At 36.1% G+C, this 16242-nt stretch carries 13 protein-coding genes; 5 read left to right on the top strand and 8 right to left on the bottom strand.

Going from position 1 to position 16242, the window contains the following annotated elements:
- Nucleotides 1–50: 50 nt before the first annotated feature.
- A complete protein-coding gene (locus STA7437_RS15795; protein WP_015194386.1) occupies nucleotides 51–281 on the bottom strand; it encodes a hypothetical protein in 231 nt (76 codons plus the stop codon).
- A 142-nt stretch (nucleotides 282–423) separates the two neighbouring features.
- Between STA7437_RS15795 and STA7437_RS15800 the strand changes: the two genes are divergently transcribed.
- From STA7437_RS15800 to rsmD, 5 genes are all read left to right on the top strand, one after another.
- Nucleotides 424–1320 carry a hypothetical protein gene (locus STA7437_RS15800; protein WP_015194387.1) on the top strand — a complete coding sequence of 299 codons (897 nt, stop codon included), beginning with the start codon at nucleotides 424–426 and terminating at the stop codon, nucleotides 1318–1320.
- Between the two features lie 223 nt (nucleotides 1321–1543).
- Nucleotides 1544–1978: a large conductance mechanosensitive channel protein MscL gene (gene mscL / locus STA7437_RS15805; RefSeq protein ID WP_015194388.1), complete on the top strand. Its 435-nt coding sequence runs from the start codon at nucleotides 1544–1546 to the stop codon at nucleotides 1976–1978.
- A gap of 584 nt (nucleotides 1979–2562) precedes the next feature.
- On the top strand, nucleotides 2563–4380 hold the full coding sequence (locus STA7437_RS15810) for an ABC transporter ATP-binding protein (RefSeq protein WP_015194389.1): 1818 nt from the start codon (nucleotides 2563–2565) through the stop codon (nucleotides 4378–4380).
- A 169-nt stretch (nucleotides 4381–4549) separates the two neighbouring features.
- Nucleotides 4550–5200, top strand: a complete 651-nt coding sequence (gene hisH, locus STA7437_RS15815; RefSeq protein ID WP_015194390.1) for an imidazole glycerol phosphate synthase subunit HisH — start codon at nucleotides 4550–4552, stop codon at nucleotides 5198–5200.
- 151 nt (nucleotides 5201–5351) lie between these two features.
- Complete coding sequence (gene rsmD / locus STA7437_RS15820; RefSeq protein ID WP_015194391.1) at nucleotides 5352–5891, top strand: 16S rRNA (guanine(966)-N(2))-methyltransferase RsmD; 540 nt, start codon at nucleotides 5352–5354, stop codon at nucleotides 5889–5891.
- 64 nt (nucleotides 5892–5955) lie between these two features.
- On the opposite strand, the gene STA7437_RS15825 is transcribed toward rsmD, so the two are convergent.
- From STA7437_RS15825 to atpA, 7 genes are all read right to left on the bottom strand, one after another.
- A complete protein-coding gene (locus STA7437_RS15825; RefSeq protein WP_015194392.1) occupies nucleotides 5956–6663 on the bottom strand; it encodes a hypothetical protein in 708 nt (235 codons plus the stop codon).
- A 583-nt stretch (nucleotides 6664–7246) separates the two neighbouring features.
- Complete coding sequence (gene dxs / locus STA7437_RS15830; RefSeq protein ID WP_015194393.1) at nucleotides 7247–9157, bottom strand: 1-deoxy-D-xylulose-5-phosphate synthase; 1911 nt, start codon at nucleotides 9155–9157, stop codon at nucleotides 7247–7249.
- Nucleotides 9158–9843: 686 nt separating this feature from the next.
- Complete coding sequence (locus tag STA7437_RS15835) at nucleotides 9844–10098, bottom strand: hypothetical protein (protein WP_015194394.1); 255 nt, start codon at nucleotides 10096–10098, stop codon at nucleotides 9844–9846.
- 15 nt (nucleotides 10099–10113) lie between these two features.
- Nucleotides 10114–12240 carry a DNA helicase RecQ gene (gene recQ / locus STA7437_RS15840; RefSeq protein ID WP_015194395.1) on the bottom strand — a complete coding sequence of 709 codons (2127 nt, stop codon included), beginning with the start codon at nucleotides 12238–12240 and terminating at the stop codon, nucleotides 10114–10116.
- Nucleotides 12241–12337: 97 nt separating this feature from the next.
- Nucleotides 12338–13348, bottom strand: coding sequence for an adenosine deaminase (locus STA7437_RS15845; protein ID WP_015194396.1), 1011 nt, complete (start codon nucleotides 13346–13348; stop codon nucleotides 12338–12340).
- Nucleotides 13349–13624: 276 nt separating this feature from the next.
- The gene (locus STA7437_RS15850; RefSeq protein WP_015194397.1) at nucleotides 13625–14569 is read right to left on the bottom strand and encodes a F0F1 ATP synthase subunit gamma; all 945 of its coding nucleotides are present in this window, start codon (nucleotides 14567–14569) and stop codon (nucleotides 13625–13627) included.
- A gap of 146 nt (nucleotides 14570–14715) precedes the next feature.
- Nucleotides 14716–16233, bottom strand: a complete 1518-nt coding sequence (gene atpA, locus STA7437_RS15855) for a F0F1 ATP synthase subunit alpha (protein ID WP_015194398.1) — start codon at nucleotides 16231–16233, stop codon at nucleotides 14716–14718.
- Nucleotides 16234–16242: the final 9 nt, after the last annotated feature.

A 16242-nucleotide genomic window follows, 5' to 3' on the forward strand; every position in this document is an offset into this window, starting at 1 on the left:
ATTAAAGCAATAGCATGGAGGGCAGGTTTAAACCTGCCTTTGTTACTAATCTACGATTCAGAATCAATAATTTTTTCTTCAGAGCGAGTTAACATTGATTGTTGTAAATGTTTGTCGTGTTGACGAGATTCAACCAACCGTTCTCTAGCTTCTTTTTCAATTTCTTTGCTACCTGATTGCTCCAATTTTTCTTCAGCACGATTGAGCATAGTTTCTTCAAAGTGTTCGTCATTTTGACGAGATTCAGCCATTGATTTCCTGGCTTGTTCTTCAGTACTCATAACTTAATTCTCCGATTGACGGGGATAACCCCTTACTTTGATTAATTTTCTCAGATCGAGAATATTTAATAAACTTGTAAAACTTGTGAAGCTTAGAATTAAGATTTATTGACTTGCGACTTGATAACTAATAACTAAATAAATGATTAAACCGCTCAAAATTCTCTTACAAACAACCATTCTCCCTACAAAAGATGATTGGAGTATCGCCCGCTTTTCTTTACTTAAAGATTATCTTGCTTCTTTAACCGATGAAAATGGTAATCTTTTATGTGAAGTAACATCCAGGGATCGTGAAATAAACGCGCAAGGAAACGAGCCAATTTTGAGTAGTTTGGGAGATTCAAATTTCGATCAACTGTGGCTGTTTGCTTTAGATGTAGGTGATGGTTTAACAGATACAGACTGTCAAGGTATTTTAGCTTTTCATCAAAGTGGCAGAGGAATTTTTACTACCCGCGATCATCAAGATATGGGCATTTGTATGTGTGGTCTTGATTTGATCGGCAAATTACATTATTTTCAATCCCAACAACCAGATCCAGATGAATCTAGACGTTGCCGTGACGATATTCACACTACTTCTATTTCTTGGCCTAATTATCATTCAGGAAGTAATGGAGATTACCAAATTGTTAATTCTGTTGAACCTCTTCATGTACTTCTTAAAAATCCTAACTCACCCACAGGAAAAATCGAATTTTTTCCAGCCCATCCCCATGAAGGTGCGATCGGAGTACCACAAGGAATTACTAATGCTAGGATAATTGCTACAGGAATAAGTAAAATTTCCAGTCGTCCTTTTAATTTAGTAGTGGCTACAGAATCAACTCAAGATGATAATGGTAATTTATTTGGTAGAGTTGTAGCTCAGTCAACCTTTCATCATTTTGTAGATTACAACTGGGATATTAGTAAAGGTTGTCCTAGCTTTGTAGCAGAATCTGCTGGTGATGGAATGAAAACTGAACCCCGCGCCCTCGAAGATATTAAAACCTATGTCAAAAATTTAGTTTTATGGCTTTCAGCTAGAATTTAGTTATTAACAAAAACATATTTTTTTACTAAGTGTCTACACCAAATTATTTGCAGATCTCGATTGCCTAGACACTTTTATTTTCAATGGTTCTCAGTCAGGAAGATGTAAATAAATTATAAATTACAATCTAAAAGTTTTTCATAATTTTATGTTTTAGTGATTAAAAACAAAATCGCAACTGATACAATCTCTTTATTTAAATTACAAAAGTGAAATAACAACTATGGTTAGAAGAGCAAGGGGATTTTGGGCTGATTTCCGCGACTTTATTATGCGTGGTAATGTAGTCGATTTAGCTGTTGCAGTCATTATTGGAGCAGCCTTTGGTAAGATTATAGAGTCTTTAGTTGCAGATATTATTACCCCAGCAATTTTAAATCCTGCTATGAAAGCTGCGGGAGTAGAAAGACTAGCTGAATTATCGGCCGGTGGTATTCAATACGGCTTGTTTTTAGCCGCTATAATCAACTTTCTGGTAATTGCTTTCTGTATGTTTTTACTGGTTCGTTCTTATGAAACGGCGAAAAAGAGATTTATTCGTCAGGAGGAAATAACTACCGAAGAAGCATCTGATCCTGCTGTTGTTGCTCAAGAAAGATTAACTGTAGCAATGGAAAGACTAGCAACAGTAATGGAAAGAAATAATAATCAACCATAGAAGTTTAATTTTTAAGACTAATTTTTATAAAGTAAATTGTTATTTTAAAAAATAATCACGTTGTGCTGGAATTCTATCCGTTTTCAAGTTTTGGGACTACAGTAAACACTTAGGTTTTTGTTAATCGTTAATTGTTGGTCGCTACGCGCACCTTCGGTGAGGTTCATTGTTAACAAGTGTACAGACGTAAGATATTATATCTTTACTGATAAATGCTATAGTCTATCAATCGAAAACTGCTGTTTTTTATAGCGCAGCGCATTTTTATTTATATCTCTCTCCTAAGAAACTCAACTTTTTTAGTTCATATGAACCAATAATCTGGTGAGTTTCTTTGATTTATTATTAGCGATCGCTCTTGAAAACGCTTTTGTCAAACTCCGATTTATGGTCAATTGAACTCAAGTAGCTGAAACAGTCTGACCAATACTCATTTTCGATACAATTAATTGAATTGAAACTACAAGTTATCAACCAACACTTCATAGCATTTTTGTAGTTTTTGTGTAATATTATGTATTCGGGCAAGCAGAAATTTTAAAGCTTGTGTTTATAAAATGTAAAGCAGATCGAGAGCTTAAATCATGGCATCATTTCGAGAGCTTCTAGGTTATTATCGCAAATATCGAGCCGTAGCAATTTTTAGTATTGCTGCATCTTGTCTATTTGAAATTATCGATCTAGTTGTGCCTTACGCGATTGGGCAGATTCTGAATGTTCTTTCCAATCAAGCTGTAGATCGACCAATTCAGATTTTAACAACTCAGATCGCAGGGTTATTAAATTTAACGGAAGGTAAATTGTTATCCCTAGGGGTATTATTAGGTTTAATTTTTCTCGTTACTGTAGTGAAAGCTCCAATTCAACCTTGGATTGGGCCTTGGTTTCATTGGGAAATTTCTTTAAGAGCAAGACGCGATCATTTTAAGAAAGTAATTGCCAAAATTTTAACCCTACCTTTAGCATTTTACGATGAAAATAATCCTGGGCGCATTGCAGGAAAAATTGCCAGAGGTATTGAAAATCATACTTGGACTTATCCAGAAATAGCGGGACAGTTAATTCCTAAATTTGGCAGAATCTTAGGTATCTTTGTCGTAATTCTCCTGATTGATAAGTGGATTGCCTTAGGATTTTTGTTATCTTTTGTGGTGATTTTGGTCTATTACCTTAAAAAATTAAAAATTTTGATTAAACAAGAGGAATTACTTGAAAAATATCAGGAAAATACCGAAAGTCGTACCTCTGAAATCATTACCAATATTAAAACCGTCAAAGCTTTTGCTACAGAAGCACAAGAGTTAGAACGTCAACGGCAACGATTTGAACGGGAATATCAAGTTGTTACCTTCCGCATCCATAAAGGATATGTCGTGCTAGGAACATGGGCGAGAACCATGATTCAAGCTTGTGTGTTTGCGATCCTGCTAGTTACTTTGATCGCAACTGTACGAGGTGATATTTCTCTGGGACATTTTATTACCACTTTAACGGTTTCTAGTATGGCTTATGCGGAACTCGAACCAATTACCCAATTAGCAGAAATATTTGCCCGTCGCTATGCCTCAATGCAGCGTTTTCATGACTTTATTAAACTTCCTGCGGGTACAGATGCAGCCAGTTTAGTCCCCGAATATCGTGCTACTAATCCTTATAAATTCACGGGTAAATTAGAATTACAACAGGTTAGTTTTGGTTACGATCGCGACCGCCCTATCTTAAAAGATCTTAATCTATTAATCAAACCTTATCAAACTATTGCTTTAGTGGGACGTTCGGGTTCAGGTAAATCCACGCTGGTAAAACTTTTATTTCGTTACTTCGATCCTAATCATGGCAAAATTTTGATTGATGGTGAAGATATTCGGACTCTAGATATTGCTAGATACCGTCGTCGACTAGCCATAGTTCATCAAGATGTTGATATCTTCAATGGCACAGTTTTAGATAATCTGACTTATGGTAATCCTCAAGTAAGTTGGCAAGAAGTTAAACAAGCTTGTCAAATTGCCAGAGTAGATGAATTCATTCACGAATTACCCAGAGGTTACTCTACTATCGTTGGGGAAAGAGGAGTCAGACTATCGGGAGGGCAAAAACAAAGATTAGGTATTGCTAGGGCTTTAATCGTCAATCCAGATATTTTGGTATTTGATGAAGCGACTTCTAGTTTAGACTACGAATCAGAGCGATCAATTCAATTAGCGATGCGATCAATTTTGGGTACTCGTACTACTATTATTATTGCTCATCGTCTTAGTACGGTGAGAGAGGCTGACAAGATAGTGGTTTTGGATCGAGGCAGAATTGTTGAGGTGGGTAGTCACGATGAATTACTCAATTATGCTGGAATTTATCATCGCTTACATTCTTTACAAGAAACAGGGGAATTGATGGCATAATTTCTGGTTGAGAAGAATTTGCAGCTAACTATAGACATCTTGTAGGGGCAGTCGGCCGTTTGCCCCTACGATAAATTTATGGCAATCAAAAAACATTTTAGATGTACAGTTTGTTGAAGCATTAAAGATAAAATAATTAGGAAACCTTCGCACGATCAATGATTAAAAAATGGCTAATATTGCTGTGATCGATTACGACATGGGAAATCTTCACTCTGCTTGTAAGGGATTGGAAAAAGCAGGGGCAAACACAATTGTGACTGATTCTCCTCAAGATATTGCTCAGGCAGATGCGGTAGTATTACCAGGAGTAGGCGCATTCGATCCCGCCGTACAGCATATTAGAAGCCGTCATTTAGAAACTCCTATCAAAGATGCGATCGCATCAGGAAAACCTTTTTTGGGTATTTGCTTGGGATTACAAATTCTCTTTGATGCTTCGGAAGAAGGCAATGAACCAGGTTTAGGGATTATTCCAGGTGTAGTACGCCGTTTTCGTTCTGAACCAGATATTACCATTCCTCACATGGGTTGGAATCAATTGAAGTTAACTCAACCTGATTTGTTTCTCTGGCACAACTTACCTACTAATCCTTACGTTTATTTCGTTCATTCTTATTACGTCGAACCAAAAGATCGTAGTGTCTGTGCAGCAATGGTAACTCACGGTAGTCAAACAGTTACTGCTGCGATCGCTATTAATAACCTAGTTGCAGTACAGTTTCACCCTGAAAAATCTTCCGATTATGGTTTGCAAATTCTTTCTAATTTTGTGAATCAAATCAAAGCCAAAAAGTATCAGTTATCAGTTACCAGTTAATCAGTTACCAGTTACCAGTTACCAGTTATCGGTTAATAGAGAATAAGGAACAAAGAATCAAATTAAGTCTTCTGCCTTTTTACTTTGATCCTTCCTTTCACTCAGGACGCTTCGCGCTTTTTCCTTTTTACTTCTGACTTATCTTTAATTAATGAGAATCTATGGTAATCGACAATTAAAGACCTTACCAGGACAACTAACTCGTCCAACCTCGGCTAAAGTAAGGGAAGCTTTGTTTAATATTTGGCAAGGCAAAATTACTGATTGTCTCTGGTTAGATTTGTGTGCAGGTAATGGTTCGATGGGTGCAGAAGCTTTATGTCGCGGTGCAGCAGAAGTAGTAGGAATTGAGCAAAATAATCGTGCTTGTGGCATTATTCGACAAAATTGGCAACAAGTAGCTCAACCGAACCAAAAATTTCGTTTGTTACGGGGAGATATAGTAACTCGAATTAAAAGTTTGGCAGGAGAAAAGTTTGACCGCATTTACTTCGATCCGCCTTATGCTAGTCAATTATATCAACCAGTGTTAAAAGCGATCGCAACGCTACAATTACTTACACCTACAGGAGAGATTGCAGTTGAACACGATCCTAAATTATGGCAGGCAATTTCTATTGATGGTTTAGAAATTAAGCAACAAAAAATTTATGGCAATACGGCTTTAACTTTTTATATTCAAAATGAATGAATCAGCAAGTACAGTTATGTAACCAAAAAATCTAATCAAGTTAACTCTTACTGCGATCGCCTTACTAAAAAATCCTTATTTTTTCACTTGTTATTACATCTTCCTCCTGATTAATTTTGGGGGAGAAATTTTTAGTCTTAACTTGAGACATTATTTTTGTACTAGATAGCAAGCCTACACTAGTTAGATAAAGACACCAGCCAATAATGCCTAAAAACTTACTACCATCTTCAATTAGAAAAAATAAATCTGGTCCTAATTGTGGTGGAGGAAAAAGACGTTCTTCGATTAAATCTAGACTAAAAGAAATAGCAAAAAAAAACATTGCTAACAGAAGGATTGAATATTGAGTTTTAACAATTACACTACGAAATTGAAATAAATAATTGATAAAAATAATTACATATATGCAAAATAATAATTTTTCTGGCAGATGAAAATGACTACTATAAAAACGTTCATGAAGTAAGAAAAAATCATCTAGCAATAAAAATAAACTAATTGCACTAGAATAAAGCAAAAAACCACGCTTTTTTTGAGATAAATAATTCTTAAATAATAAATAACTAAACCAACACACCGTGAAAGCTGAACACCAAAACAATATTCCTAAGTTAGAAACTATACTTGTATAGCTAGGAAGCTCTACAACTGAAAAAATATCTCTAACCAACAGCTTAACCGATACTTCCTTTTGCAGTCCAATTCCTATTAATAGTAGCAAAAATGGTAAATATATTAATCCAATAATTTTGTTGTTAACTTTATTCATAGTTTAATGTTTTACTGATGACTCAAAAAATAAAAAACCAAGCTTTTTTATCTAGGTTTTAATTAAAATACACTTGTTTTTTTATTTGAAGAAATAAATATAAAAATGAGCCAAATTAGATTTAAAATAATCTTTTCAGTTGAAACAATTTTGTTTTTAATTAATAATTAAACAACAAGTGTATTGAAGAACACAATACAGGATTAATTTGCTAATATCAACTACTTTATCGATTCTTTATGATAACTTTAAATTCTAATTAAATAAAAACAGCAAAGGCTAAAAGTCTTTTGGAGATTAATTTTGAGCGTAAAAATTAGTTACTCTGACCAATAATACCAGTAAATTAGAAGGTAATATAAATAGTTATTATGGTGAGTTTATTTATGTTCAGTAAATATAGCAGTACAAATAAAGATTATTACATCAAAGGAATCAAATTGATTTGACTAGTCAATTTTTTCCTAGTAATTAAAAGAAATTGATTTTTGCGGTGTAGACAAGGTTAACAGTTATAAACGATGAGCCTATATACTTGAAATTAAAAGGTGGACAAAATAATTGCCCACCTACTGCTAATTAGCTAACTAACAACTGAAGCTTGTTTGGTTGGAAAATAGGCTTTCAGAATGTTTTCTGCCATTTGGGAACTAGTTAAACCTAAATCAGCTTTAGATTGATTAGGTTCAGCGTGATCTACCAAAATATCAGGAATACCAAATCGTTTAACAGGAACAAGTACATTATTATCCTGTAAAGCTTCGGTAACTGCCGAACCAAAACCACCCATCAGGCAACCTTCTTCCATCGTCACTACCTTACCGATGCGTTGTGCTAAAGGTAAGATTAATTCGGTATCCAAAGGTTTGACAAAACGAGCATTAACTACAGTTGCTTCAATACCGTGTTCGCTGAGGATTTCTGCTACTTGTAAAGCAGGATGTACCATTGTGCCGTAGCCAAGTAACAAGACATCATCCCCGTTGCGGAGAATTTCTCCCTTACCAATTTCTATAGCCTCCCAGCCTTCTTCCATTAGCGGTACACCGACTCCATTACCACGAGGATAACGCATCGCAATTGGACTATCAGTATGATCGATTCCCGTAACAATCATGCGTTGTAATTCAGCTTCGTCTTTGGGTGCCATGATGACCATATTGGGAATACAGCGTAAATAGGCAATATCATACATTCCTTGATGGGTTGGGCCATCGGCACCTACAATTCCTGCCCTATCCATACAGAAAAATACAGGCAGATTTTGAATGCAAATATCGTGAATAATTTGATCGTAAGCCCGTTGTAGGAAAGTAGAGTAAATCGCTACTAAAGGACGCATTCCTTCACAAGCTAATCCTGCTGATAAAGTTACGGCGTGTTGTTCGGCAATACCCACATCTATGTATTGTTTAGGCAATTTTTGCTGTAGTTTATCCAAACCCGTACCAGTTGCCATAGCAGCAGTAATACCAATTATTTTAGGATTATTTTCTGCCAATTTAGTTAAGGTATGGGTAAAAACCTTAGCATAACTGGGTGGTTTGGGCTTATTTGAAGGAATAGCTTTACCTGTTGCCAGATTAAAAGGACTTTGGGCATGATAGCCTACTTGGTCTTTTTCAGCGATCGCATATCCTTTACCTTTGACTGTTGCTACATGAACCAAAACAGGACCAGTTACTTTATGTGCTTGCTTGAAAGTGGAGATTAACTCTTGTAAATTATGACCGTCAATCGGACCAAAATATTTAAAACCTAATTCTTCAATTACTGCCCCGACTTTAGGAACAGCAAGACGTTTCATTCCTTCTTTAACACGTTCCATTTCTGGAGTCAGGGAATCACCAAAGAAGGGGAGATGTTTAAATTGTTCTTCTAAATTATCGGAAAGAAACTGAATTGGGTCAGATAAACGTACTTTATTGAGATAACGAGAAATTGCTCCCACATTGGGTGAAATAGACATTTCATTATCATTCAGAATCACCATCAGATTGGTATTCGGCAAATGTCCAGCGTGGTTAATCGCTTCTAATGCCATACCACCTGTTAACGCGCCATCACCAATTACTGCGACACATTTATAATCTTCACCTTTAGCATCTCTAGCTAATGCCATCCCTAAAGCAGCAGAAATACTAGTAGAAGCGTGTCCAGCACCAAAATGATCGAATTTGTTTTCGCAACGTTTGAGATAACCAGCAATCCCGTCTTTTTGTCTGAGGGTATGAAAACGATTATATCTGCCTGTCAGCATTTTATGGGGATAGGCTTGATGTCCGACATCCCAAACAACTTTGTCTCGGTCTAAATCGAGAGTTTGATAAAGAGCAATTGTTAACTCAACTACTCCCAATCCTGGCCCTAAATGACCACCACTAGTAGCAATAGTTTGAAGATGTTTTTCTCTGATCTGACGAGCAATGTCTTCTAGTTGCCGTATCGACAAACCATGCAACTGATTGGGATGGGTTATTTCACTTAAATGCATAACACCGTGTTCTATGTAATAACTTTATTTAATTCGTAGAATAGCACTCTGGTTGCTTTAAACAAGATTCTAGTAATTGAATCTTTGCCTTTATTATTTTCTCTCAATTGTTGATAGTGTTGACTCAATCTTTCACCAATTTCTGTTTTTGGGAAAAATTTGGCATCCAGCCCAGGCGTAAAGATGCGGGCGCAGCGGAGATCGCAAATGCTCTTGTCGTTCTCTCTCCTGATTGAGCAATTGAATAACTCAAGTCTAAATACGCTTAGAAATTCTTTAAAGCTTACTCAGAGTTTATGGCTTTTTGATCATTATTGCTATTTTTCTACCGTTAATTTTAGTTTTAAGGCATTTTAGGCACTTTTTGAGCTTTTTTTTTCAGAATGAAATAGCCCTACGATGATAATGGGAGCGTTTTTTGGTTTACTTTATTATTTACTATATCGGTTCTCACATTAATGAGATACAGTTCATTTTCCTGGTAGAGCGTTGATAGTTGAGACCTACGGTAGTGCGCTTCGCTTATGTTAATGGTTGATTGTTAATGGTTGATTATTCATCCCTCATAATTAGTAATTAGTAATTAGTAATTAGTAATTAGTAATTAGTAACTGGTAATGGTGTACCTCACCAAGAGCGAGAAAGGCTATAATTGAATCCGTTATATTGATTATAAGTAATTAAATTTATTTGTGCTGTGAAGAAAATAAACTTTTATAAGTTAGCCAACCAAAACCTATAATTATTAAAATAAGCAATTTTTTATGACGATTGAGCATTTTTTCGGTGCCGTCATCAATAAATTCTTTTGTTTTTCGTTGCTCAGTTAAATTAGTTTGTAAAGACCTAAAAGTACTTGGAGCGGTTGTCGTTAATAATAAAGTATAGCGTGGAATATTTAAGTTTACAACTGCAATTGCTATGATAATTATTTGTTCCATAAAATTAAAAAAAAATTATTGAGTTTGATGTCTACGACGATACCAAGCTCGTACTAATTTGATTTCTTCATAACTATAATCATTTCCGAGAGTTTCTTTTAAATTTTTCAAAGAATCATCACCAACTTTTTCTAAAATTTGAGTAATTATTTTTTGCTTTTCTGGAGCGACTAATTTATTAATTGCTACAGGTTGATTGAGTTCAATCAGTTCACTCAGATGTTGATTAATTGTATTTACAGCTAAACTTCTTTGGGCTGCAATTTCTCTGACAGTTAAACCTCGATGATGTAGTTGGAGAGTTGTCATTTGACTGCGAGAAGGTAGAGGAACTGGTAGTTGTTGTTGTTGACAAAAAGTTCTGATTAAGGAAATAAATTGTTCTCCATATTGTTGTAGTTTATAATCATTGACTCCAGAAATAGAAGCAAAATCTTCTAAAGTTTGAGGTTGCAACTGTGCCATCAATTTTAAACTAGAATCTGCAAAAATAATATAAGGAGGAATAGAATGAAGATCAGCTATTTGTTTACGTAATTTTTTTAATTGTTCATAAAGAATTTCTTTTTCAGCTTGATAAGGATTATTTTGTGGTTTTGTTTGAGAATCTATTTTATTTTTAACAGCAATTTCTACAGTGCGCTGTTTACGTAAAATTTCCCAACTGCGTTTATTTAATTTAAGAATTCGGTAGCCGTCATTACTTTGACTAACTAAACCTTGATTGAGTAAAGATCGAACTAACATTTTCCATTCATCTTTGGTTTTATCTTTACCAATACCATAGGTGGAAAGTAAATGATGTCCGTATTGTTCTACTTTTTTATTCCGTGAACCTCTTAACACTTCAATAATATGCTTCATGCCAAATTTTTCTTGACAACGAGCCACACACGAAAGAAATTTTTGCGCTTCGATAGTCCAATCTTCGATAGGATGAGGATTTAAACAATTATCGCATTGACCACAATTACCTGAAAATCTTTCACCAAAATAACGTAATAAAATAGTTCGGCGACAATCAACTCCTTCTGCATAATCTATTACTTGATTTAATTGTTGACGAGCAATTCTTTGCTCTTGTGGATCTGGTTTTTGTTCAATTAAATAATCAATTTTTTTCCAATCACCCATACTAAAAAATAAAATTGAGGTGGCTGATTCTCCATCTCGACCGGCTCTACCTGACTCTTGATAAAAGTTTTCTAAACTTCGAGGTAAATCGTAATGAAAAACAAAGCGAACATCGGGTTTATTAATACCCATTCCAAAGGCAATTGTTGCCACCATTACTTGTACATCATCTCGTAAAAAACGAGTTTGATTAATAGTTCTTTTTTCATCAGTCATTCCTGCATGATATGGTAGAGCTTTGATGCCATCTTTTTGTAATTTATAGGCAACTTCTTCGACATTACGACGACTGAGACAATAAACTATTCCTGCACCAGATTGAGAACGAATTTCTTGTAGCAGTTGATGATAACTTCTTTGTTGTTTTGGTTGGACTTGATAATGAATATTGAAACGATTAAAACTGTTAAGATGAACCGAAGGATTTTGTAAACCTAGTTGTTCGATAATATCTTGTTGAACTCTTTTTGTTGCTGTGGCGGTTAAAGCAAGTAAAGGTACTTGAGGATAACGTTGGCGAAATTGTTTTAATTGACGATATTCAGGACGAAAATCATGTCCCCATTCAGAGATACAATGAGCTTCATCGATCGCAATAGTAGAAATACCAATATTGTTCGCAATTTTATCTAGAAAAGTCCTAAATTTTTCGGCTAAAAGTCTTTCTGGAGCGACATAAAGTAATTTAATCTTACCTTGAAGAATCGCTCCATAACGCGATCGCATTTCTTCATAATCTAAGGTACTATTAAGAAAAGTAGCATCGATGCCTCGGTCTTTGAGAGCATCTACCTGATCCTGCATCAAAGCAATTAAAGGTGAAACAACCAAGGTTAAACCAGGTTTGAGTAAAGCTGGTAACTGAAAACAGAGAGATTTACCACCACCCGTCGGCATAATAATCAGTAAATCTTGATTATTGAGTGTTTCTTCAATAATTTCTTTTTGTCCAGGGCGAAAACTATCATAACCAAAGTAATGTTTTAAAGCTTTTTCTAGTCTAGTCATTGCTCATTGGTTGGTAGTAGAGGCAAATATAAGTTTACTTTTACATTGGTTAATAATCATTTTTCTTGTCACTATTAAATAGTTGTAAAATTATAAATTAATTGCTGTTTATTTGATAATAATGATCTAATTCAGTGATTAAACTTTGTTTGGTTTCTAGCTGTAAAAAAGAAGCTTGAAAAGAATTTTTAGCTAGTTGATAAATTTCTGTTTGATTTAAATTTAAAGCATCTTGAACTGCTTGATAATTCTCGGCAATATATCCACCAAAATAAGCAGGATCATCAGAATTAACAGTAACGCATAAACCTAAATCTAATAGCTGCTTAAGGTTGTGCTTTTCAATAGTTTCAAAAACTTTCAGCTTAATGTTAGATAAAGGACAAACGGTCAAAGGAATTTGTTGTTCTGCCAAATATTTGATTAAATCTTGATCTTCAATACTGCGAACACCATGATCGATCCGAGAAACATGAAGTAAATTAATGGCTTCCCAAATATAAGCTGGCGCTCCTTCTTCTCCTGCATGGGCAACAGTTAAAAATCCTTCTTTCCTTGCGCGATCAAATATTGCTTGAAATTTGGCTGGCGGGTTACCTTGTTCAGAAGAGTCTAAACCCACTGCAATTATTGTTTCTTTGTAGGGTAATGCCATTTCTAAAGTTTTTAATGCCTCTGCTGCACTAAGATGGCGTAAAAAACATACAATTAGTTGAAAAGAAATACCTAATTCTTTTTGACCAGCTTGTAAAGCGCGATAAATACCTTGATATACAGTTTCAAAAGCTATGCCTCTTTCGGTATGAGATTGAGGATCGAAAAATATTTCTGTATGTTTTACATTTTGAGTAGCAGCCTTTTGTAAATACGCCCAAGTAAGATCGTAAAAATCTTGTTCTTGTTGCAAGACATTACTACCTTGATAATAAATATCCAAAAAAGATTGTAGATTATTAAAATTATAAGCTTGTTTTGCTTCTGAGATTGAATGAAAAGGTAATTTAATTTTATTCCGCTCGGCTAAAGTAAACATTAGTTCTGGTTCTAATGTTCCTTCAATATGAAGATGTAATTCTGCTTTAGGAAGACCAACAATAAAGTTATCCATGTATTTTAAATTGTTTCAATCTTCTGCACCTGCTTGTTGTAATAACTCAGCAACTTTAGTATATTTATTCAGTCTAGCCAAAAAATTAAGACAAATAACTTTTCTTAAAGCGGTCTCGGCAAAGCAAAGGTGCTGCGCTAGCTTGGTTTTCTACCCGAATCTCGAAGAGAGCGAACTCCTCGCGTAACGCTTTAACTGATTTTTACAGAACATAATCAAAAAAACAATCCCTCCTGCCAAACAGAAGGGATCTATTTAATTTATCTTTTAAGTCAATTACAAAGCATTGGCACCAGCAACCACTTCTAGAAGTTCTTGAGTAATTGCTGCTTGTCTAGCTTTGTTATAAGAAAGAGTCAATGTCCCAATCAAATCGGAAGCATTCTCACTAGCATTGTTCATCGCAGTCATTCTTGCTGCAAGTTCGCTAGCTGCTGATTCTTGTAATGCTCGTAACAATTGATTATTGAGATAAAGCGGTAACAGAGAATCCAAAATTTGAACGGGGTCTTGTTCAAAAATCATATCTTGAGGAAAAGCAGATACTTCAGTCGTAACTTTTTCCCGTTCTACTTGGAATTCACCACCGCGGGTAGTCAGACGAAAGATTTCATCATCTTTGACTTCTAATCCTTGAGTTGTCAAAGGCAATAAAGTTTGTACAACGGGACGAGAACTAATCAAAGAAACGAATTTAGTATAGATCAACTCAACTCGATCTACAGTTTCTGACAAGAACAAAGATAACAATTCATCCGCGATTTCAGATGCTTCGGTTGCGGTAGGGATCTGTTCCAAACCACTGAATTTACGATCGATGGGTGCGTTACGATTTTGGAAATATTGAGCAGCTTTACGCCCTACAATCACAAAAGTATAATCAATTCCTTCAGCTTGGAGTTCTTTGGCTCTTTGTTCAGCACGACGGATCACGTTAGCATTATAACCACCACAAAGACCGCGATCGCCAGTAACCACTAACAATCCTACTTTGTTGACTTCTCTTTGCTTAAATAAAGGTAAGTCAACATCTTCAAATCTGAGTCTTCCTTGTAAGTTATAGAGAACCTGTGCTAAATTGTCCGCAAAAGGACGAGTCGCCGTAACTTGTTCTTGGGCGCGACGTACCTTAGCTGCTGCCACCAAGCGCATAGCTTCAGTAATTTTCTTGGTGTTTTTAACTGATTGAATGCGATCGCGAATAGCTTTTAAATTAGGCATTTCTGTAAACGGTAATTATTAATTAATTACAATATCCGACGACAAGTAGCCAGTAAGGATAAAGACGCAATCGGTCGCATCTCTACTGATAACTAGTGTACGGGCAAGGCAGTGCCTTGCCTCTACGGGGTCACTGATAACTGATTCTAAGCTGCTGCCAAGAAGGTTTGCTTGTATTCGGAGATAGCTTCTTTGAGAAGATTTTCAGCTTCATCAGTCAATTTCTTCTCAGAACCAATGATTTCTCCATATTTTGGTTTGCTATTGCTCAGATAATCTCTTAATCCTTTAGCAAAAGCAGTTACTTTATTGGCAGGCAGATCGTCAAGATAGCCATTTAAACCAGCATATACAGTAGCTACTTGTTCAGCTACAGAAAGAGGAGAGTTTTGGGGCTGTTTGAGAACTTCCCGTAAACGTTGTCCACGAGCTAACTGAGCTTGAGTAGCAGCATCCAAATCAGAAGCAAACTGAGCAAATGCCTCTAATTCAGCAAACTGAGCCAATTCTAACTTCAGTTTACCAGCTACTTGTTTCATAGCTTTGGTTTGAGCAGCAGAACCTACCCGACTCACAGAAATACCAGCGTTAATCGCAGGACGGAAGCCAGCGTTAAACAAATCGGAAGAAAGGAAGATTTGACCGTCAGTAATAGAAATTACGTTGGTAGGAATATAAGCAGAAACGTCACCAGCTTGAGTTTCAATAATTGGCAGTGCAGTCATACTACCACCACCCAATTCATCACTAAGTTTAGCAGCACGTTCTAAAAGACGAGAGTGGAGATAGAAAACGTCTCCAGGATAAGCTTCACGTCCTGGTGGACGACGCAGCAATAATGCCATCTGACGATAAGCTTGAGCTTGCTTAGACAAGTCATCGTAGATTACTAAAGTGTGCTTGCCTTTGTACATGAAGTATTCAGCGATCGTAGCACCAGTATAAGGAGCGAGGTACTGAAGAGTAGCAGGATCGTTAGCATTTGCAGCCACCACGATCGTGTAAGCCATCGCGCCTTTTTCTTCTAAAGTATTAATTACCTGAGCTACAGTAGATGCTTTTTGACCGATCGCAATATAAACACAAATTACATCTTCTGATTTCTGGTTGATGATTGTATCTACTGCTACAGCAGTTTTTCCAGTTTGGCGATCGCCGATAATTAGCTCTCGTTGACCACGACCAACTGGAATCATCGCGTCGATAGCGGTAATCCCTGTTTGTAGAGGTTCACAGACTGATTTACGAGCAATAATTCCTGGTGCCATTGATTCGATCAAACGAGTTTCACCAGTGTTGATATCTCCTTTGCCATCGATAGGACGAGCTAAAGCATCAACTACTCTGCCAATCATAGCTTCCCCTACTGGGATAGAAGCAATTTTAGCAGTTGCTTTAACTGTACTACCTTCTTGGATATCGCGACCGTCTCCCATCAATACGGCACCCACGTTATCTTCTTCTAGGTTAAGAGCGATACCTACTGTACCATCTTCAAATTCTAGAAGTTCCCCTGCCATTGCTTGCTCCAGACCGTAAATCCTGGCGATACCGTCCCCTACCTGGAGGACAGTACCAACGTTAGAAATTTGAACTTCTTGATCGTAGGATTCAATCTGTTGGCGAATAATGCTGCTAATTTCGTCTGGTCTGATGCTTACCATATTCTCTCG

It is taken from the genome of Stanieria cyanosphaera PCC 7437 (assembly GCF_000317575.1).
Taxonomy (GTDB): domain Bacteria; phylum Cyanobacteriota; class Cyanobacteriia; order Cyanobacteriales; family Xenococcaceae; genus Stanieria; species Stanieria cyanosphaera.